Raw genomic sequence first — 19540 nt, 5'->3', positions numbered from 1 at the left:
GCCTCATGCGCTTAAAGGTCGGGCGAGATCGGCATGTCGATCGAACCGTCGAGGTACTTCACCGGCCCGGCTGCGCTCGGGTTGATGTCGAACTCGAAGATGTCGGTCGGCAGCCACAGCGTGGCGCAGGCGTTGGGGATATCGACGACGCCGCTGATGTGGCCCTGGCAGGGCGCGGTGCCGAGGATCGAGTACGCCTGCGCGCCGGAGTAGCCGAACTTCTTGAGGTACTCGATCGCGTTGAGGCAGGCCTGGCGGTAGGCAACATGCACATCGAGGTAGTGCTGCTTGCCTTGCTCGTCGACCGAGATGCCTTCGAAGATCAGGTAGTCGTCGTACTTGGGCGTGATCGGGCTGGGCTTGAAGATCGGGTTCTTGATGCCGTACTTGGCCATGCCACCCTTGATTAGGGAGACCTTCATGTGCACCCAACCGGCCATTTCGATCGCGCCGCAGAAGCTGATCTCGCCATCGCCCTGCGAGAAATGCAGATCGCCGACCGAGAGACCCGCGCCTTCGACGTAGACCGGGAAGAAGATCTTCGAGCCACGCGACAGATCCTTGATGTCGCAGTTGCCGCCGTGTTCGCGCGGCGGCACGGTGCGCGCGCCTTCGGCGGCAATCTTCGCGGCCACCTCGCCCTTGGCCTTGCCGGCGTGCGCGGTCTTGGCGAACGGCGGGTTGGCGAGCGGCGGCACGCGATCGGGCTGGGTGGCGATGAAGTCCACTTCGCGCGTGTTCCAGGTTTCCAGCATCTTCGGGTCGGGCAGGCAGCCGATCAGGCCAGGGTGGATCAGGCCCGCGTAGCGCACACCGGGCACATGGCGGCTCTTGGTGAACATGCCCTCGATGTCCCAGATCGACTTCTGCGCCTGCGGAAAGTGATCGACGAGGAAGCCGCCGCCGTTGTTCTTCGAGAAGAAGCCGTTGAAGCCCCACAGGCTGTCCTGCTTGGCGCCGATGTCGAGCAGCTCGACCACCAGCAGATCGCCCGGCTCGGCGCCGTGCACCCCGACCGGGCCAGAGAGGAAGTGCACCGTGGAAAGATCCACATCGCGCACGTCGTCTGCGCTGTCGTTGTTCTGGATGTAGCCACCGGTCCAGTCGTAGGTTTCCAGCACGAAGTCGTCTCCGGGCTTGACCCAGCAGGCCATCGGGATATCCGGATGCCAGCGGTTGTGGATGTTCTCGTTCTCGTAGGGCGACTGCTTCAGGTCGACTTTGATGAGTGTTTCAGGCATGGCACACCTCCTTGATAAGCGGGCGCGGCGCTCGGGCCGCCCCCGGAACTCCCGATGAAAACGCTTGATTGACTGCGCGGCGCTGCCGGCTAAACGGACAGGAACTGCTTGATTTGGGCAACGTCGGTGCTGGCGCGCGGGCTCTCGTGCACCAGGCGCCCTCCCTCGATGACGAAGAGGCGGTCGGCCACGTCCATCGCAAAGCTCAGTACCTGCTCCGAGACGACGATCGTGATCTCGCGCATCTTGCGGATCTCGTTGAGCGCCTTGGCGATGTCCTTGATGATCGAAGGCTGGATCCCCTCGGTCGGTTCATCGAGCAGCAGCACCTTCGGATCGGTGACGAGCGCGCGTGCGATCGCCAGCTGTTGCTGCTGGCCGCCGGAAAGGTTGCCGCCCTTGCGGCGGCGCATCTCCCACAACACCGGGAAGAGCGCATAGATCTCGTCCGGCACCTTCTTGATGGCGGCGTTCTCCAGCCCGGTCTGGATGTTTTCTTCGACAGAGAGAGTGGGGAAGATCATCCGGCCTTGCGGCACATAGGCGATGCCCTTGGCGACGCGGCGGAAGCTCTCGTCTTTCGAGACTTCCTTCCCCGCCACCTGGATCGAGCCGCTGCGGGTGGGCAGCACGCCCATCAGCGATTTGAACAGCGTGGTCTTGCCCATGCCGTTGCGGCCCATGATCGCCACGGTTTCGTTCTTGTTGGCTTCGAACGAGATGCCATGCAGGGCTTCGCTCTGGCCGTAACACACGACGAGATCGGATACGTTGAGCATGCTGGGGTTCCTTTCTCAGTGGCCCAGATAGACGTCGATGACCTTGGGGTCTTGCTGGACTTTCTCCATCGAGCCCTCGGCGAGGATCTTTCCCTGGTGCATCACGGTGACCTTGTGGGCGATCTGCGCAACGAAGGCCATGTCGTGCTCGATCACGATCATCGAGCGGTTCTTGCAGATGCGTTTGAGCAGGTCCGCGGTCAGTTCGCGTTCGCGCGCGCTCATGCCGGCGATCGGCTCGTCGAGCATCAACAGCTCCGGGTCCTGCATCAGCAACATGCCGATCTCCAGCCACTGCTTCTGGCCGTGCGAGAGCAGGCCGGCTTCCATGTCTAGCAGGTCGCCCAGACCGATCTCGTTGGCCACGCTCTGCACCTGGTCGCGCACTTCCTGATCGCACTTGAAGGCGAGCGCGCCGAAGACCCCGCGGCCGCGCGGGAAGGACACCTCAAGGTTCTGGAACACGCTGAGGTTTTCGTAGATCGAAGGCGTCTGGAACTTGCGGCCGATGCCCGAGCGCACCCGCTTGTATTCGGCCAGCCGCGTCATCTCCACGTTCTTGAACTTGATGCTGCCGGCGCTGGCCGCGGTGCGGCCGCAGATCAGGTCGAGCAGCGTGGTCTTGCCGGCGCCGTTGGGGCCGATGATCACGCGCAGCTCACCCTTGTCGACATAGAGGTTCAGCGCGTCGATCGCCTTGAAACCATCGAAGGACACGGTCAGGTCTTCCACCGCGAGTACGAAGTCGGTATTGCTCATGTGAGGCTCCCTTCAACGAGCAGGTATGCGATCAGGTGGCGCGGATCAGGCCGGGGATTTCGGCCTCTTCGGTTTGCGGCGCGCTGTCTGCCGGCGGCTCCGCAAGGGCCTGTGATCTGATCTGAGTGGCCTTGCGGCGCGCGAGCCAGGGCTTGACGTGGCTGGTGTAAACGCCGGCCAGTCCGTTCGGGAAGGCCATCACGACGCCGATGAAGAGGCTCGCCATGAGGAAGAGCCAGAGGTCGGGGAAGCTCTCGGAGAAATATGTCTTGCCGAAGTTCACCAGCAAGGCGCCGTACACCGCGCCGATCAGTGACATGCGCCCACCCACTGCGGCGAAGATCACCATCTCGATGCTCGGGACGATGCCGACGAAGCTCGGTGACATGAAGCCGACCTGCAGCGTGAACATCGCGCCGCCAATCGCCGAGAGCATCGCGGCGAGGCAGAAGGCGAACACCTTGAACATCGACACGTCGTAACCGGAGAAACGAACCCGGTCTTCCTTGTCGCGCATCGCGAGCAACAGCGTGCCGAGTTTGCTTTTCTGCACCCACAGGCAAAGGTAGATGCAGCCGAGCAGCAACGCGGCGTTGGCGAAGTAGAGGATGTACTTGGCGCTGTTGGTGCGGATGTCCCAGCCGAGCAGGGTCTTCAGATCGGTGATGCCGTTTACCCCGCCGGTGTAACCCTGCTGGCCGATGATCAGCACCGAGAGGATCAATGCCACCGCCTGCGTGATGATGGCGAAGTACACCCCGCCGACGCGGCGCTTGAACATCGCAAAGCTGATCACGAAGGCGAGTAGCGTGGGCACCAGCAGCACCGCGATCAGCGCAAACGGCAGGTACTTGAACGGGGTCCACCACAGCGGCAGCGCGGTCAGCTGGTTCCAGTCCATGAAGTCCGGGATGCCCGGTGTGGACTGGATCTTCGTGCTGATTGGGTCGGACGCTTCGAGCTTGAGGAACATCGCCATCGCGTAGCCCCCGAGGCCAAAGAACACCCCCTGGCCGAGGCTCAGCACGCCGCCGTAACCCCAGCACATCACAAGGCCAATGGCGACGAAGCCGTAGGTGAGGTATTTGCCGACGAGATTGAGCCGGAAGATGTCCATCGCAAGCGGGAACACCACCAGGATCAGTGCGGCGAGTATGAGGAAACTGCCGAGGCCACGTTGATCGATGAATGCCTTGATCTTGTTCATGATGCGTTTCTCCGGAAGTGCTGTGCAGGTCGGGCGCCGGGTGGATACATGGGGCGATGACTAGCGGCGGATCTTTGAGGCGAACAGCCCCTGCGGCCGCATCATCAGGATCACCACGATGGTCATTAGCGTGAGCACCTTGGCCATCGAGCCGGTCATGAAGAATTCGCTGATCGATTGCATCTGCGCGATGCCGAAGGCCGAGGCCACCGTGCCAAGCAGACTGGCAGCACCCCCGAAGGTGACCACCAGGAAGGCATCGACGATGTAGAGCGAACCACTGGTGGGGCCGGTCGAACCGATCGTGGTGAAGGCTGCACCCGCAACGCCTGCGATGCCGCAGCCGATGGCATAGGTCAGGCGGTCGGTCTTCTTGGTATTGATGCCGATCGCGTTGGCCATCGCGCGGTTGGCAACCGTGGCCCGCACGCGCAGGCCCCAGCGGGATTTGTAGAGGGCCAGCAATATGCCGCCGGTGACGACAAGCGTCAGGGCCATCACGAAGAGGCCGTTGATCGGGATGTCGAGCCCCTCATGCGGCGACCAGGAACCCATCAGCCAGTCGGGCAGGGTAGGACTCACTTCCTTGGGGCCGATGAAGCTGCGGAAGCACTGTTGCATGCCGAGCGAGACGCCCCAGGTGGCTAGCAGCGTATCGAGCGGGCGCTTGTAGAGGTGGCGAATCAAGGCCCACTCGACGAACCAGCCTGCCAGGAAAGTGACAAAGAAGGCCGCGACGATGGCGACCAGAAAATACGTTTGTGTGAATTGGGGGAATAAGCTCTCGGAGAGCGAGGAGAACAGGAAGATGGTGTAGGCGCCCAGCGTCATGAACTCGCCATGCGCCATGTTGATCACCCCCATCTGGCCGAAGATGATCGCCAGACCAAGGCCCATCAGCAGTAGCACCGCGAACAGGCTAAGCCCTGCGAAGCCTTGCATCATTCCGATGTTGAGCATGTCGGCGAATGCCATGGTGCTTACCTCCCAAGTTCAGAGTGAAGTGCGTTTGCGTTGCCGCGAGGCGGCCGTCACCCCGATCCGCGTGGGCAGGGGTGACGGGTCAGGCTGTTACTGGTAACCCTTGGGGAAAGGATTCGGCTCGATCAGGTCCGGCGACTCGGCGACCACCTTGAACTGGCCGTCAGCCTGGGCCTGGCCGATACGTGTCTTGCTCCACAGGTGATGGTTGGCGTGGATCTTCACGTAGCCTTCAGGCGCGCCCTTGAACTCGATGTCCTTGGACGCTGCGGCGACCTTGTCGACATCGAAGCTGCCCGCTTTCTCGACGGTTGCTTTCCACAACCACGGGCCCAGGTAGGCCGCCTGCGTCACATCGCCAATCACCGCCTTGGCGCCGTACTTGGCCTTGAAGGCCTGCACGAAGGCCTTGTTGTTGGCGTTGTCGAGCGACTGGAAGTACTTCATCGAGGCATAGAAGCCGGCCATGTTCTCGCCACCGATACCCAGCACTTCGTCTTCGGTGACCGAGATCGTCAGCAGCGTCTGCTTCGCGTCCGTCACGCCCGCAGCCTTGAGCTGCTTGTAGAAGGACACGTTCGAGCCACCCACCACCGCGATGAAGATGACGTCTGGCTTGGCCGCCTTGATCTTGTTGATCAGCGAGTTGAACTGGGTGTGACCGAGCGGGTAGTACTCCTCGCCCACGACCTTGCTGTCGGCAAGGTGGCCCTCGATGTGCTTGCGCGCGATCTTCATCGAGGTGCGCGGCCAGATGTAATCAGAGCCGACGAGGAAGTAGGTCTTCGCCTTCTTCTCCTTCGACACCCAGTCGAGGCCCCAAAGAATCTGCTGGGTCGCTTCCTGGCCGGTGTAGATCACGTTCTTGGATTGCTCCAGGCCCTCGTAGAAGGTGGGGTAGTAGAGCATCCCGTTTTCCTTCTCGAAGATCGGTAGCACCGCCTTGCGCGAGGCAGATGTCCAGCAGCCGAACACTGCTGCGACGCGGTCGTTGATCAGCAGTTTCTTTGACTTTTCGGCGAAGGTCGGCCAGTCAGATGCGCCGTCTTCCTTGATCACCTTGATCTTGCGGCCGAGCACGCCGCCCATCGCGTTGATCTGGTCGATCGCCAGTTGTTCGGCCTGGATCGAGCCGATTTCCGAGATCGCCATGGTGCCGGTGGCCGAGTGAAGCTGGCCGACGGTGACTTCGGTGTCGGTCACCGCCAGCTTGGTCGTGTTCACCACTGCGGTGGCCGGCGGCGCGGCTTGGCCTACGGCAGACAGACCAATCAGCGGCAGGGTGACGATGCCCTGCAAGAGATGGCGGCGGAGGGTGGATCGGGGCTTGGGCGAAGCGTGGTCACGCATGATGGTCTCTCCTGATGAACGCGGGCTTCAAAGCAACGCAGCCGGGTTTCTGGTTCCGCACTGGCCGCCGCGGCGGTCGTGATGTGCTGCGTTGTTGGAACGCACTTTGGGAGCAGGGGCGGAGACGCGAAATAAGTCATTTGACGTACTGCGCATACGCACTGCGCACACCAGAATCGGCGCCACAGACTGCACGCAATCGGGCACGCCGCTTGCGTGCTTCCGGCGTGAACATTGGCGTCGACGCGCGCGTTTCAGAGGGATTACGGGTGGACCAGGAAGTCGCCAAAGCGCAGCCGGTACAGCGCATCATGAAGGTGCGGCGGGACTACAACCGCTGGGTGTCGGACGAAACGCTGGAGGACTACGCGCTGCGTTTCACGCCGCGCAGTTTCCGAAAATGGAGCGAGTTCCGCGTCGCGAATACCGCTTTTGGTGCAGTGTCCTTCCTTGCACTGGAGGCGATTGGTGCAGCCATCACCCTGAGCTACGGTTTCACCAACGCAATGTGGGCGATCGCCGTGGTCAGCCTGGTGATCTTCCTCACCGGTCTGCCGATTGCGTATCGCGCTGCGCGCCACGGGCTCGACATGGATCTGCTGGCGCGTGGTGCGGGCTTTGGTTATCTCGGCTCCACGATCACCTCGCTGATCTACGCCAGCTTCACCTTCATCTTCTTTGCCATCGAAGCGGCGATCATGGCGCAGGCCTTCGAGCTCTGGTTTGGCCTGCCACGCGGCGTGGGCTACCTGCTCAGTGCACTGATCGTGGTGCCGTTGGTGACCCACGGCGTCACCCTGATCAGCCGTCTGCAGATATGGACCCAGCCGGTGTGGCTGCTGCTGCTGGTCCTGCCTTTCATCGCGGTGGCGATCAAGAACCCGCAGGCCTTCGTCGCCTTCAGTTCGCTCAACGGCAGCAGCGCCGGCAGCGATGAATTCTCATGGGCTGCGTTCGGTGCGGCAGCCACGGTGGCGGCATCGCTGATCGCGCAGATTGGCGAGCAGGTGGACTTCCTGCGTTTCATGCCGGAGCCCACGCCTGGCCGCAAGCTGCACTGGTGGCTGGCAGTGATCGTGGCCGGGCCGGGCTGGATCCTGATGGGCGCGGCCAAGATGGTCGGCGGCGCCTTCCTGGCCTTCCTTGTCTTGCAGCACGAAATGCCACTGTCGCGTGCGCTCGAACCGATGCAGATGTACCTGATCGGCTTCCGGGAGGTGGTCGGCTATCACGGGGGGGCAATCTTTCTTGCCGGCGTTTTCGTCATCGTGTCGCAGCTGAAGATCAACATCACCAACGCCTACGCCGGGTCGCTCGCCTGGTCCAACTTCTTCGCACGGCTGACGCACAGCCATCCGGGGCGTGTGGTGTGGCTGGCCTTCAACGTGCTGATCGCGGTGCTGCTGATGGTGATGGGCGTATTCGAAGCGATCGAGCAGGTGCTGGGCCTCTATGCACACCTTGCAGTGGCCTGGGTCGGCGCGGTGGTGGCCGATCTGGTGATCAGCAAACCGCTGGGCCTCTCGCCCAGAACCATCGAATTCCGCCGCGCCTACCTGTACGACATCAACCCCTCCGGTTTCGGCGCTATGGTGATTGCGTCGGTGCTGTCTGTGGCGGTCTACGTGGGGCTGTTCGGCGAGGGCCTGCGCCCGGCCTCCACAGGTATCGCCTTGCTGGTGTCGCTGCTCGCCGCGCCGCTGATTTCGCTGCTCACGCGGCAGCGTTACACGATTGCGCGCACGCCGGTGGACTTCGGGCCGCGGCACCGCGTGATGCGCTGCGCGATATGCCGCAACAAGTTCGAATCGGACGACATGGCGCACTGTCCGGCCTACGGTGGCTCGATCTGTTCGCTATGCTGCACGCTGGACGCGCGTTGCGGCGACCGCTGCAAGACCGGCGCGCGGGTGCACGAACACCTCGCCGATCTGTTGGCCGGTTGGCTACCGCATCGCGTGTCGCTGCCGATGGCGCGTCGCGTCGGGCAGTTCGCGCTCGTGCTTGGCGGCATGGTCTGCGTGTTCGGCGCCATGCTCTGGCTCTTGTATGCACAGGAGTTGCTGCATCCCGGCGGCCCGGTGTCGGCCGACCTCGCGCCGCTGTTCTGGAAGGTGTTCGCCGGGATCTTCCTGCTTACCGCGGTGGCGGCTTGGTGGCTGGTGCTGGCGAACGAGAGCAGGGTGGTCGCGCAGGAAGAATCGGATCGGCAGAACCAGCTCTTGCAGCGCGAGATCGATGCCCACCGCCAGACCGACGCCGCGCTGCAGAAAGCGAAGGAAGTCGCCGAAAGCGGCAACCTTGCCAAGAGCCGCTTCGTTACCGGCATGAGCCACGAGATGCGCGCGCCGCTCAACAGCATCCTCGGCTATTCGCAGGTGCTCTTGCGCCAGCAGGCGCTGGCGGGCGGCTTGCGTGATGCGGTCAGCACCATCCACCGCAGCGGCGAACACCTCGCCAGCCTGGTCGATGGCTTGCTCGATCTGTCGCGCATCGAGGCGGGCAAGCTGCGGTTGGAGCAGGAAGGGCTGTACCTGGAGGAATTCTTTACCGAAATCGTCAAGATGTTCCGCCCGCTGGCCGAAAGCTCCGGCCTCAGCTTTCACTACGAGGCGCGCGGCCACTTGCCGCAGCGCGTGCATGCCGACCCCAAGCGCTTGCGCCAGATCCTCATCAACCTGCTGGGCAACGCGGTCAAATTCACCGAGCACGGCCAGGTTTGCCTGCGTGTGCGCTACCGCCGCGAGATTGCGCACATCGAGGTGATCGACACCGGGGTCGGCATCGATGCGGCCGAGCATGAGCGCATCTTCCAGCCCTTCGAACGTGGCGCCGGCCGGGTGGGGGCGGAGGGTACCGGGCTCGGGCTCACCATCACGCGTCTGCTCGTTGAATTGATGGGCGGTGACATTCAGCTCTACAGCAAGCGGGGCGAAGGGAGCCGTTTCGTCGTGCGGCTCTACCTGCCGACCTTGCCGAGCGTCGAAGTCAGTGCGTTGGCTGCGCCGGTCTGTGGCTACCTTGGGCGGCGGCAGCATGTGCTGATCGTGGACGATGAAGCGGCCCATCGTGGCGTGCTGCGCGCGATGCTGCAGCCGCTCGGCTTTCTCATCGAAGAAGTCGATAGCGGCGCCGCTTGCCTTGCGGTGCTGGCCGAGCGCACGCCGGATCTTCTGCTGCTCGACATCAGCCTGCGTGACACCACCGGATGGGTGATCTGCCGCCAACTGCGCGAAGCCGGGCATAGCACACTCGCGATCGTGATGGTGTCGGCCAACGCGCATGACAACACCGAGCAGGCGCGGGCGCAGAGCGGTTGCAATGGCTTTGTCACCAAACCGGTGGCCGAGGCGGATCTGCTTGAACAGGTGCGCAGTGCGCTGGGCATCGAGTGGTTGCACGCCGCGCCGGCGGCAGCGCCACGCATCGTCCCGCCCGGCCCCGATGTGCTGCGAGAACTGCTGGCGCTGGCCGCTGGCGGCTACCCGCGAGCGTTGCGGGCGCGGCTTGAAGAATTGGGCGACGACAGCCCTGACCTCGCACCCTGGGCCGCACGCTCCCTGGCGCTGATCGGCACTGATGATGCCGCGCTTACCGCAACCCTCAGCCAGACCTTGCAAGACCATGCATTCAGTTGAAGAAGCCTGTGACGTACTGCTTGTGGATGACAGCGCTGATGCGTTGGCACTGCTATCGCTCGAACTAGGGGCCGTTGGCCTTCAGGTGCACACTGCCGCCAGCGGGGCGCTGGCGCTTGCATATCTGGCCAAACACCTTCCGGGAGCGATTCTGCTCGACGTGCAGATGCCCGGCATGGATGGCTTTGAAGCCTGCGAGCGGATCCGCGATCTGAGCGAGGACATTCCGGTTATTTTCATGACCGGCCTGGGCGAAACCGAACACATCGTGCGGGGCTTTGCGGTGGGCGGTAATGATTACGTCACCAAGCCGGTGTCGCCGCCCGAAGTGATCGCGCGGCTGCAGGCCCACACCCGTACCGCGCGCCTGGTGCGCGCCACGCGCGAGGCGGTGAACGCCAGCAGCAATGCCATGCTGGCGGTGGACGAAACCTCGCAACTTCTGTGGTGCAACAACGCTGCGCGGCAGCTGCTCAGCGCGCTGGAGCCGGGCTTGAACCTCAACGAAGGGCTCAGAATGCCGCCTCATCTGGCGGGGCTCCTGACTGGGCTGGGCGAGCAGACTAGCACGTCGCTTTCGCTTTCAAATGGCGCCCTGCAAGCGCGGCGAGTGAGTGAGTCGGCACAGGCCATCACGGTCTTCGCGCTCACCGCCGCGGGCACGGGCGCGAGCAAGCGTGCCGCTGCCGAGCTGACTGCGCGGGAGAGCGAAGTTCTGCTGTGGGTGGCGCGTGGGAAGACCAATCGCGATATCGGCGAAATCCTCGGCATGAGCCCGCGTACGGTAAACAAGCATCTCGAACACATCTTCGAAAAGCTGGGCGTGGAAACGCGAACGGCGGCGGCTTCAGCAGCTGCCCGCGCTTTGGGTAAGGTGTGACGCGCGCGGGTTGCGGGGCCAAATCGCACAAAGGATCAGTGGTAACGCACAAACCCCACCTGATCTAACTAGCGGGCGAGCGCTTTGAAGAATATGCGTTTGTAAGACTGTTTCAATTGTCTACAGACAAAACGCACCTGGTCCGAGCGCTGTTCGCCCGATTTCCCATGGACAAATCTCAGTTGATCCGGTTGATCGAAGCGCTTGATATCCCGCGGCGCGTTCGACCATTTGCGCGCTCTTCGGTTGAAGACATCATGCAACTCGGCCAACATCGGGCGCGCTTCAGGGGGCCAGAACAATGGGTTAGGGGGTGCCAAGTCCGGCGTTACGACTCGGAGCAGCATGTATCGGTGACAGAGGTTTGGGGTGTGCATTGCGTGCGCCGTGCCCGCCGTATCGAAGCGACGGCCAAGGCTGCGCAGTCCGCAACGTGATCAAGGTCGGAAGTTGCTGTTCGCTAGGCGGTTGGCTTCGGAATCTGCATACGGTCGAGACGACTACCAAAAGAAGCTGGGCAACTCCTTTTAGTAGTCGTAGGCCGTCTGTTTGGTGACCCACGCTGCGCTGTCCCGGGCGCCTGTATGTTCCCGCTTCAGGACGATCAGGAGCTCGCCAGTTCGCTGACAGAAACCGACCTGCTGCGAGCCTTCGTATGGCTAACCGTCTACTCGCGGGTTACCGATCAGATCGGTCGCTCGTTGTGTTTGATCATCGAGGGGTGTTCGGCCTTCGCGGGCGTTCAGGCGCCGACGATCGAGATGCTCTCGACCGGCAGCTTTGGGATCCCAGGTTTGTGAGGAGCTAGCCCAAAGCCGACGTTCAAGCGCTTACGAGCAGACGGTTCTCGACCGTCAGCTTTGAAAACCCGTCGGCGTGAGAATCCGACCCATAGCGGAACTTCATTGCCAAGAGGGATATGTGGTCCGGTTTGCGCGCGAGCAGACATTCAAACGACCGCTTTATGGCTGCGGGCACTGGAGTTCCGGCGAACGTGGCGCCCGCGGCGGGTCAAGGGCCCCGGGCGCCATCGCTCAAAGCAGGTCGAACGGACTCTTTACGGTACGAACCGCCGCCTCGACATGGGTGTAGATCATCGTCGTCTGCAGATTGCGGTGTCCAAGCAGCAACTGGATGGTACGAATGTCGGTGCCTGCAGCAAGCAAATGGGTTGCAAACGAGTGGCGAAGCGTGTGAACGCTGACATGCTTGTTGACCTGAGATTTTCTCACCGCGGCCTTAAATGCTCTCTGGATCGTTGAAGGGGATGCGTGCCAGCGCACCAGACGGTCGCTATCGCCCCAGGGACGTACGGCAGCGGACGGAAACACGAACTGAATCGCCCCGGACTCCTTAGACACATTCTTGCCTCACACTGAGGCGTACAAGGAGGTGTCATGGGTACGGCGCGTTACACAGAAGAGTTCAAGGTTGAAGCGGTGAAGCTGGTCACCGATCGAGGGCATGCCGTTGCGGAGGTGGCGGCGCGGCTGGGGGTCTCCACACACAGCCTGTACCAATGGATCAAGCGCTATAGTGCGCCCGCGCCGGAGCGGGCGAAGGCGGATGCCGAGAGTGCGGAGCTCCGTCGTTTGAAGAGCGAACTCAAACGCGTCACCGAAGAGCGCGACATCCTAAGAAAAGCCGCCGCGTACTTTGCCAAGCAGTCCGGGTGAAGTACGCGTTCATCCAGGCCCATCAAAGCGAGTTCGTGGTGCGACGGATGTGCAAGGTCATTGGCGTCCATCCAAGCGGGTTCTATGCGTGGAGTCGATGCCACGAAAGTCCTAGGAGCCGCGAGGATCGTCGGCTCCTGGGGCTGATCAAGCACGCGTGGCTTGAGTCGGGCGCCGTGTATGGCTATCGCAAGATCCATGATGATCTGCGCGAGATGGGCGAACAATGCGGCAAGCATCGGTGGCTCGGCTGATGCGGGTCGAAGGGCTGCGTGCGCAAACAGGCTATTCGCGCCGGCGCGGCCACTATGGCGGACGACCGGCAATCGTCCATCCGAATGCGCTCGACCGCCAGTTCTCACCCACGGCGCCTAACAAGGCATGGGTCACCGACATCACCTACATCCGGACCTTCGAAGGTTGGCTTTACCTTGCGGTGGTGCTCGACCTGTTCTCGCGCCAAGTTATTGGATGGTCGATGGGGCCGCGTATGCATCGGGATCTGGCACTCAATGCGTTGCTGATGGCCGTCTGGCGACGCAAGCCGGACACCTCCGTCATCGTGCACTCGGACCAAGGTAGCCAGTTCTCCAGTTACGACTGGCAGGACTTCCTAAGGCACCACAATCTTGTGGGGAGCATGAGCCGGCGCGGCAACTGCCACGACAATGCAGTCGCAGAGAGCTTCTTCCAACTACTCAAACGAGAACGGATTCGCCAAAAGATCTACGCGACCCGAGAGGACGCTCGGCGCGATGTCTTCGACTACATCGAGTTGTTCTACAACCCGAAACGTCGGCATAGTCACGCCGAGAACATGTCTCCGGTCGAGTTCGAACAGCGGTATTTCAACAAGCAGAAAACTGTCTAGGGAAGTCGGGGCGATTCAGTCTTTGATTATTCGGGAACGGAATTGGCGCGATGTGCCGCATATCGTCGAGCGCTCGAAGCGGTTCGTGAACGGGTGACCTAGCGTGCGCCGCCAGCGCTCCGATTGAAGCCGTTCGTAAGCCGTTGTTATGGCGTCAGCTTTTCTTTCCGGATCAGATCGGTTTTGTCCGTGAGTAGATGCTTGTCGGTCAAACTGGATCAGGTCGTTTTGGCCAGAACGGCTGGATCAGATGGTTTTGTCCTGGAGCAGATCGGATTTGTCCGTGACCAGAACGCCGTTTTGGTAAGAACGGCACCGCTGGCAAAGGCCGCATAATCTGTATTATGTCCACCAAAGTCTGTGTGGTTGGGATGTATCTGTTTGTTAGCGCCCACCCGATCAGTCGCAACTGGCCATACTGAGTTCGCGTTTGCTACGCGCGGGAAGCATTCTGATTGGGCGTAAAGGCTATTCTTGATTCATGCCTTTACTGAAGAACCGCAGTACTCGCGCGGCACCGTTTGTGCCACGTGCATCCGGTCTGCCACCGTTCAATCCGCGCCGTGTTTGCGCCGCCATTCTTGCACTCGGCTTGTCTGCCTGCGCCAGCGTGGGACCGGACTACCGCACGCCTACGCCTGTCGAATATCCGGTCTGGCAATCGCAGGCTGCCGATTCGGTTAGCCGCCCGGCGACACCGGCGCTGCTGGCGCGTTGGTGGCAGCAATTCGATGATCCGAGCCTCAACGCATTGGTGGACGCTGCGCTTTCGGGCAGTACGGACCTTCAAAGCGCGCTAGCGCGGCTTGAGGAAGTACGTGCGCGACGCGGGCTGACCAAGGCCGGGCAACTGCCGGAAATCGATGCTTCAGCGAATGCGCGGAATCAGGCGTCACGCCCGAACGATCAGACGCTCACCACTCGCAGCTATTCGGCCTCAGCCGACTTGAGCTGGGAGATTGATCTCTTCGGTGGCAAACGTCGTGCTGTGGAGGCTGCTGAGGCCGACGTCGATGCGGCCCAGGCGGATCTGTATGCAGCCCGGGTAAGTCTGGTGGCGGCCGTAGCGAGTGCCTACATCGATCTCCGTACGGCCGAGAATCGGCTGGCGGTGCTCCAGGCGACACTCGCCAGCCGTGATGAAACCGACCAGATCACCCGCTGGCGCGAACAGGCTGGACTGACCTCCACCCTCGACGTCGCTCAATCCAAGAGCAGCCTCGAGCAGGCGCGAGCGGCTTTGCCGAGTGTTGAGCGCAGCATTTCGGAGGCTCGGAATCAGTTGGCGCTGCTGGCAGGCAAGCCTCCGGGTGCAATTGATGGCCTTGTGGGGCCACGCCGCGCCCTGCCCGACTTCCAGTTTGCGCTCGGGCTTGGTATTCCGGCACAGACCCTGCAACAACGCCCCGATCTTGTCGCTGCCGAGCGCCAATTGGCCGCTGCGACGGCACGTGTTGGCGAAGCGGAGGCGGCCCGCTATCCGAAACTGGTCTTGAGTGGCTCGATAGGTGTCGATGCACTCAGTGCAGGCGATCTGTTCCGCCCCGAAGCCGTGTTGGCCAGCATTGCGGGCGGGCTGAGCGCCCCGATCTTTGATGCGGGCCGAATCAAGCAAAGCATCGCAATTCAGAATGCCTTGCAGCAGCAGGCGCTGATTACTTGGCAGGCATCGGTCCTGACAGCCCTGAGTGAAGTCGAGAACGCGCTCGTGGCATGGCGCACGACCAACACGCGTTTGGCGAGTCTGGACACCGCGACCGCGGCCGCTAGTGAGGCGGAACAACTTGCATCGCAACGCTACAAGGCGGGCTTGATCGATCTGTCGATTCTGCTCGACACCCAGCGCACCCTCCTGTCGCTGCAGGATCAGCAGACTTCGGCACAAGGCGAGCGCGCCAAAGCGCTGGTCAATCTATACAAGGCACTGGGTGGCGGATGGTCGCCCGAAGCAGCGGGCAAGACGCCCGCCGTTGGAGATTCAATCAATGGTTGATACCCGCAAGATTCTTCACATCGCCGCCAAGGATGGCGCATGGTCGCGCCGCCGTGTGATCGTGGTCGCAGCAATCGCGCTCGTTGTGCTTGGCGCTATCGGCTTTGGGATTCGGGCCCTGGTCGCCGGCAATGGCGCGCCAAAGTTCAACACCGTCGCCGTCAAGCGTGGCGATCTCGTGGTGACCGTTACGGCCACAGGCAAGTTGGAGCCAACGAATCAGGTGACCGTGGGCTCCGAACTCTCTGGCACAGTCGCGCAGGTGCTCGTCGATACGAATGATCGGGTGCGCAAGGGGCAAACACTCGCCGTGCTCGATATCTCAAAGCTGCGCGATCAGACCGAAAAGGCCCGCGCCGTGCTCGCTGCGGCGCGCGCCAAGCTGGAACAGGCGCAGGCGACGCAAGTGGAAAGCGAAGCCACGCTCGCACGGCAAGAGGAAGTGGCGAAACTCTCGGGCGGCAAGGTGCCGGCCAAGAGCGAGCTCGATACGGCACGTGCTACCGCGGCGCGTGCTCGGGCGGATGTGGCTTCGGCCCGGGCTAGTGTTGCCGAAACCGAAGCAGCCCTGCGCACCAACGAGACCGATCTTGGCAAGGCTGCAATCCGCTCGCCGATCGATGGTGTGGTGCTGACGCGCAAGATCGACCCGGGCCAGACCGTAGCGGCCTCGTTCACTGCGCCGGAGTTGTTCGTGCTGGCCGAGGACCTCGCGCAAATGCGTCTGAAAGTGGATGTGGCCGAAGCTGACGTCGGCAAGGTGCACGACGATCAGCCCGCCTCGTTCACGGTCGACGCCTGGCCGGATCGCAACTACGCGGCAAAGGTCACCAAGGTTCAGTACGGCTCGACCTTGGTCGAGAACGTGGTGAGCTACAAGACCGAACTGCAAGTCAGCAACAAGGATCTCACCCTGCGCCCAGGCATGACCGCCACTGCGGATATCCGCATCGCCGAGCGCAAAGGTGTGCTGCTCGTGCCTGGCACGGCGCTGCGTTTCAAGCCGCGCACCGAGGCTGCCGCTACCGAGGGCGGCGGGCTGCTCTCAAGCCTGATCCCCAAACCGCCCCGCCCGCCTCGCCCCGCAGCGAACGCTGCCTCGCGCAACCGGCCGCTCGCGCAAGGCAGTGAGCAAACCCTATGGGTCTTGCGCGATGAGCGCCCGCAGCCGATCAAAGTGACCGTGGGACTCACCGATGGCCGCATGGTCGAAGTCAGTGGCACTGGCATTGAGGACGGTCTCGAAGTGATTACCGAGCAGCGCGCGGAGACTCGCAAGAAATGACGGAATCCAGCATCGCGCCCGAGCCGCTGTTCCGACTGTCCGGCATCACCAAGACCTACGGCCAGGGCGAGGCGCGTTTTGAAGCGCTTCGCGGTATCGATCTGGAAATCCCGCGCGGGCAGTTCGTCGCGGTCATGGGCCCGAGCGGCTCAGGTAAATCCACCTTGATGAACATTCTCGGTTGCCTTGATACGCCGACGACGGGCGAATACGTTTTCGATGGCCAGCATGTCGAGCGCTTCGACAGCATTCAGCGCTCGTTGCTGCGGCGGCACCATCACGGCTTCATCTTTCAGGGCTTCAACCTGCTTGCCCGCACCTCAGCGCTGGAAAACGTCGAGTTGCCGCTGCTTTACCGAGGCATGCCGCGCAAGGAGCGCGACGCCTTGGCCGCGGAGGCTCTGGCCGCGGTGGGTTTGGAAGGCAAACTCCGTAACACGCCATCAGAGCTTTCGGGCGGGCAGCAGCAGCGAGTGGCGATTGCCCGCGCGATCGTGACGAACCCCTTGGTTTTGTTTGCCGACGAACCCACCGGCAATCTCGATACGCAGACGAGTGACGACGTGATGGCGTTGATCACCCGCCTGAACACCGAGCGCGGCATTACCGTGCTGATGGTGACGCATGAAACCGACATCGCGGCGCACGCACAGCGCGTCGTCCGTGTGAAAGACGGCCGCATCGACGCGGACTCACTGCCGCCAGGGGGCGCGTGATGCTACTGAACGCCCTACTTCTTGCGCTACGCGAGATCCGCCGCAACCTGATGCGCGCCTTCCTGACGGTGCTTGGCATTGTGATCGGCGTTGCCGCAGTGATCACGATGGTGACCGTTGGCCAAGGTGCCACCGATGCGGTGACGGCACAGGTGGCGAGCCTCGGCAGCAACCTGATCATCGTGCGTCCGGGTGCCGCCATCGGCATGCCTCAGGGGGGCGTGGCGCGCTTCAAGATGACCGATGCAAGCGCGCTGGCGGATCGCGTATCGAGCATTGAATCGGTCGCCCCGGTCACGAACCGCTCCGTCAGCATCGTCTACCAGCAGAAGAACTGGACGACCAGCGTCATTGGCACGACGCCTGAGTACTTCCCGATTGCCAATCGCGAAATCGCCAGTGGCCGCGCCTTCAGTGCCGCCGATGTGCGCAGCGGACGTGCGGTGTGCGCAATCGGCAACACGGTGCGCAAGGAGTTGTTCGGAAACGAAGATCCGGTCGGTGCCAAATTGCGCGTCAACACGATGGCCTGCGAGGTGATCGGCGTCCTTGCGACGAAGGGCCAGTCTTCGTTCGGGATGGATCAGGACGACACGATCATTCTTCCGATCACCACGCTGCAGCGCCGCTTGGCGGGCCGCCAGGGCACGCAGCAAGTCGGGCAGATCTATGTGTCCGGCAAGGATGGTGTCGATGGTGATGTGCTGGTTGCAGAGATCAGCGCGGTGATGCGCGAACTGCGCAATCTTGCTGCCAATGAATCCGACGACTTCTCGGTGATGGATACGCGCCAGATCGCTCAGGCGCTCAGTTCCACCACCCGGGTCATGACATCGCTGCTCGGCGCTGTGGCGGGCGTGAGCTTGCTGGTGGGTGGGATCGGCATCATGAACATCATGCTGGTGTCCGTCACCGAGCGTACGCGGGAAATCGGCATCCGCCTTGCAATCGGCGCACTGCCACGCGAAGTGCTGTGGCAGTTCCTGGTCGAAGCGGTGACGCTGTCTTCGCTCGGCGGCCTGGTCGGTGTGCTCCTGGCGCTGGTCGCGTCAGCAGCCATGGCCGGCGCGATGAACGTGCCCTTCAATTTCGACACGAGCATCAACCTGATCGCGTTTGGTTTCGCGGCGGCCGTTGGCGTGGTGTTTGGCTTCATGCCGGCGCGGCGTGCGGCGCAGCTCGATCCGATCGAAGCGCTGCGCCACGAGTAGGACCGACAGCCGGGCTCAACCCCGGCTGGCCATCGCCTCGCCCATGCGCAGCGCGCCGCCCGGCGCCCAAGTGGGGTTGAAGCGCAAGGGGCCTTTCGGAAACAGCATCACGACCGTAGACCCAAGCAGGAAGCGCCCCATCTCGGCGCCCTGCTCCAGCACCACTGGCGTGTCGGCGTAGGTCCACTCGCGGACGACGCCGGGGCGTGGCGGATTCACCACGCCGTGCCAAACGGTGGCCATGCTGCCCACGATGGTGGCGCCGACCAGCGTCAGCACGAACGGACCATGCTCCGATTCAAAGACGCAGACGACGCGTTCGTTACGTGCGAAGAGCCCGGGAACGCCGCGCGCCGTCGTCGGGTTCACCGAGAACAGATCGCCCGGCACATGGATCATCCGCGTCAGCCGACCGGCGCAGGGCATGTGGATGCGGTGATAGTCGCGCGGGCTCAGATACAGCGTTGCGAAATGGCCGTCCTGAAACTCGGCCGCCAGCGCCGCGTCACCACCAACCAGTGCCGTCGTGCTGTAGCTGTGCCCCTTGGCCTGGAAGATCTGGTCGCGCTCGACGGCGCCAAACTGGCTGATCGCACCATCCACCGGGCAGATCAGGTCGGCTTCAGCCAATGGCCGCGCGTCAGCCTTCAATGCGCGGGTGAAGAAGTCATTGAAGCTCGCGTAGCTCGAAATATCGGGGTTGGCGGCTTCCCCCATGTTGACCCCATAGCGTGCGACGAAACGACGAATAACGGCCTGCGTCAGACTGCCGCCGTGCCACGAAGCAAAGCGCCCCGCGAGCGACGTCAGCGCCTGCTTCGGCAAAAGGTACTGCGGCAACACGGCAAGGCGATCAGACACGGCGGCTCTCGAATTCGGTAAAGCGGGTAATTGTATCGGTCCGAAGCGCGCGGAGTCACACCGCGCGTCGCAGATCTCGGACGTTCATGTCG

15 protein-coding genes and 1 pseudogene are annotated in these 19540 nt (G+C 62.6%); 8 read left to right on the top strand and 8 right to left on the bottom strand.

Features of this window, described 5'->3' with window-relative positions; translation table 11 throughout:
* Nucleotides 1-11: 11 nt before the first annotated feature.
* From fmdA to urtA, 6 genes are all read right to left on the bottom strand, one after another.
* On the bottom strand, nucleotides 12-1241 hold the full coding sequence (gene fmdA, locus JY500_RS10775; RefSeq protein WP_172200029.1) for a formamidase: 1230 nt from the start codon (nucleotides 1239-1241) through the stop codon (nucleotides 12-14).
* An 89-nt stretch (nucleotides 1242-1330) separates the two neighbouring features.
* Nucleotides 1331-2020, bottom strand: a complete 690-nt coding sequence (urtE, locus tag JY500_RS10770) for an urea ABC transporter ATP-binding subunit UrtE (RefSeq protein WP_206256354.1) — start codon at nucleotides 2018-2020, stop codon at nucleotides 1331-1333.
* 15 nt (nucleotides 2021-2035) lie between these two features.
* Entirely contained in the window at nucleotides 2036-2779 is a 744-nt protein-coding gene (urtD, locus tag JY500_RS10765; RefSeq protein WP_183634636.1) for an urea ABC transporter ATP-binding protein UrtD, read from the bottom strand.
* 31 nt (nucleotides 2780-2810) lie between these two features.
* Nucleotides 2811-3986: an urea ABC transporter permease subunit UrtC gene (gene urtC, locus JY500_RS10760; protein WP_206256353.1), complete on the bottom strand. Its 1176-nt coding sequence runs from the start codon at nucleotides 3984-3986 to the stop codon at nucleotides 2811-2813.
* 60 nt (nucleotides 3987-4046) lie between these two features.
* A complete protein-coding gene (gene urtB, locus JY500_RS10755) occupies nucleotides 4047-4961 on the bottom strand; it encodes an urea ABC transporter permease subunit UrtB (protein ID WP_206256352.1) in 915 nt (304 codons plus the stop codon).
* A 96-nt stretch (nucleotides 4962-5057) separates the two neighbouring features.
* On the bottom strand, nucleotides 5058-6317 hold the full coding sequence (gene urtA, locus JY500_RS10750; protein ID WP_206256351.1) for an urea ABC transporter substrate-binding protein: 1260 nt from the start codon (nucleotides 6315-6317) through the stop codon (nucleotides 5058-5060).
* Between the two features lie 269 nt (nucleotides 6318-6586).
* On the opposite strand from urtA, the gene JY500_RS10745 reads away from it, so the two are divergent.
* The 3 genes from JY500_RS10745 (at nucleotide 6587) to JY500_RS10730 (ending at nucleotide 11635) form a co-directional block, all read left to right on the top strand.
* Entirely contained in the window at nucleotides 6587-9955 is a 3369-nt protein-coding gene (locus JY500_RS10745) for a hybrid sensor histidine kinase/response regulator (RefSeq protein ID WP_206256350.1), read from the top strand.
* Nucleotides 9942-10835, top strand: a complete 894-nt coding sequence (locus JY500_RS22140) for a response regulator transcription factor (protein ID WP_246479875.1) — start codon at nucleotides 9942-9944, stop codon at nucleotides 10833-10835. The genes JY500_RS10745 and JY500_RS22140 overlap by 14 nt, the downstream gene beginning before the upstream one ends.
* Before the next feature lie 584 nt (nucleotides 10836-11419).
* Nucleotides 11420-11635: a hypothetical protein gene (locus tag JY500_RS10730; RefSeq protein WP_206256349.1), complete on the top strand. Its 216-nt coding sequence runs from the start codon at nucleotides 11420-11422 to the stop codon at nucleotides 11633-11635.
* Nucleotides 11636-11869: 234 nt separating this feature from the next.
* Here the strand turns inward: JY500_RS10730 and JY500_RS10725 are convergent, their stop codons facing one another.
* On the bottom strand, nucleotides 11870-12196 hold the full coding sequence (locus tag JY500_RS10725) for a tyrosine-type recombinase/integrase (RefSeq protein WP_206256348.1): 327 nt from the start codon (nucleotides 12194-12196) through the stop codon (nucleotides 11870-11872).
* 36 nt (nucleotides 12197-12232) lie between these two features.
* Here JY500_RS10725 and JY500_RS10720 point away from each other — a divergent pair.
* The 5 genes and pseudogenes from JY500_RS10720 (at nucleotide 12233) to JY500_RS10700 (ending at nucleotide 18587) form a co-directional block, all read left to right on the top strand.
* Nucleotides 12233-13382, top strand: a pseudogene (locus tag JY500_RS10720) (IS3 family transposase).
* A gap of 481 nt (nucleotides 13383-13863) precedes the next feature.
* On the top strand, nucleotides 13864-15375 hold the full coding sequence (locus JY500_RS10715) for an efflux transporter outer membrane subunit (RefSeq protein WP_206256347.1): 1512 nt from the start codon (nucleotides 13864-13866) through the stop codon (nucleotides 15373-15375).
* Nucleotides 15368-16660, top strand: a complete 1293-nt coding sequence (locus tag JY500_RS10710; RefSeq protein ID WP_206256346.1) for an efflux RND transporter periplasmic adaptor subunit — start codon at nucleotides 15368-15370, stop codon at nucleotides 16658-16660. Before JY500_RS10715 ends, JY500_RS10710 begins: the two co-directional genes overlap by 8 nt.
* A complete protein-coding gene (locus tag JY500_RS10705; protein ID WP_246479873.1) occupies nucleotides 16657-17376 on the top strand; it encodes an ABC transporter ATP-binding protein in 720 nt (239 codons plus the stop codon). Before JY500_RS10710 ends, JY500_RS10705 begins: the two co-directional genes overlap by 4 nt.
* Nucleotides 17376-18587 (top strand): ABC transporter permease, encoded by a 1212-nt coding sequence (locus tag JY500_RS10700; RefSeq protein WP_206256345.1) that lies wholly within the window; start codon nucleotides 17376-17378, stop codon nucleotides 18585-18587. The genes JY500_RS10705 and JY500_RS10700 overlap by 1 nt, the downstream gene beginning before the upstream one ends.
* A gap of 15 nt (nucleotides 18588-18602) precedes the next feature.
* On the opposite strand, the gene asd is transcribed toward JY500_RS10700, so the two are convergent.
* Complete coding sequence (gene asd, locus JY500_RS10695; RefSeq protein WP_206256344.1) at nucleotides 18603-19448, bottom strand: archaetidylserine decarboxylase; 846 nt, start codon at nucleotides 19446-19448, stop codon at nucleotides 18603-18605.
* Between the last annotated feature and the right edge of the window lie 92 nt (nucleotides 19449-19540).

Source organism: Niveibacterium microcysteis, assembly GCF_017161445.1.
Taxonomy (GTDB): domain Bacteria; phylum Pseudomonadota; class Gammaproteobacteria; order Burkholderiales; family Rhodocyclaceae; genus Niveibacterium; species Niveibacterium microcysteis.
Note: the sequence above shows the minus strand (reverse complement) of the source record. Positions and strands in the feature narration are given on the sequence as shown.

What these genes read in the sequence shown, in the direction of transcription:
- fmdA (WP_172200029.1), bottom strand. Translation starts at nt 1,241, where the DNA reads ATGCCTGAAACACTCATCAAAGTCGACCTGAAGCAGTCGCCCTACGAG.
- urtE (WP_206256354.1), bottom strand. Translation starts at nt 2,020, where the DNA reads ATGCTCAACGTATCCGATCTCGTCGTGTGTTACGGCCAGAGCGAAGCC.
- urtD (WP_183634636.1), bottom strand. Translation starts at nt 2,779, where the DNA reads ATGAGCAATACCGACTTCGTACTCGCGGTGGAAGACCTGACCGTGTCC.
- urtC (WP_206256353.1), bottom strand. Translation starts at nt 3,986, where the DNA reads ATGAACAAGATCAAGGCATTCATCGATCAACGTGGCCTCGGCAGTTTC.
- urtB (WP_206256352.1), bottom strand. Translation starts at nt 4,961, where the DNA reads ATGGCATTCGCCGACATGCTCAACATCGGAATGATGCAAGGCTTCGCA.
- urtA (WP_206256351.1), bottom strand. Translation starts at nt 6,317, where the DNA reads ATGCGTGACCACGCTTCGCCCAAGCCCCGATCCACCCTCCGCCGCCAT.
- JY500_RS22140 (WP_246479875.1), top strand. Translation starts at nt 9,942, where the DNA reads ATGCATTCAGTTGAAGAAGCCTGTGACGTACTGCTTGTGGATGACAGC.
- JY500_RS10730 (WP_206256349.1), top strand. Translation starts at nt 11,420, where the DNA reads ATGTTCCCGCTTCAGGACGATCAGGAGCTCGCCAGTTCGCTGACAGAA.
- JY500_RS10715 (WP_206256347.1), top strand. Translation starts at nt 13,864, where the DNA reads ATGCCTTTACTGAAGAACCGCAGTACTCGCGCGGCACCGTTTGTGCCA.
- JY500_RS10710 (WP_206256346.1), top strand. Translation starts at nt 15,368, where the DNA reads ATGGTTGATACCCGCAAGATTCTTCACATCGCCGCCAAGGATGGCGCA.
- JY500_RS10705 (WP_246479873.1), top strand. Translation starts at nt 16,657, where the DNA reads ATGACGGAATCCAGCATCGCGCCCGAGCCGCTGTTCCGACTGTCCGGC.
- JY500_RS10700 (WP_206256345.1), top strand. Translation starts at nt 17,376, where the DNA reads ATGCTACTGAACGCCCTACTTCTTGCGCTACGCGAGATCCGCCGCAAC.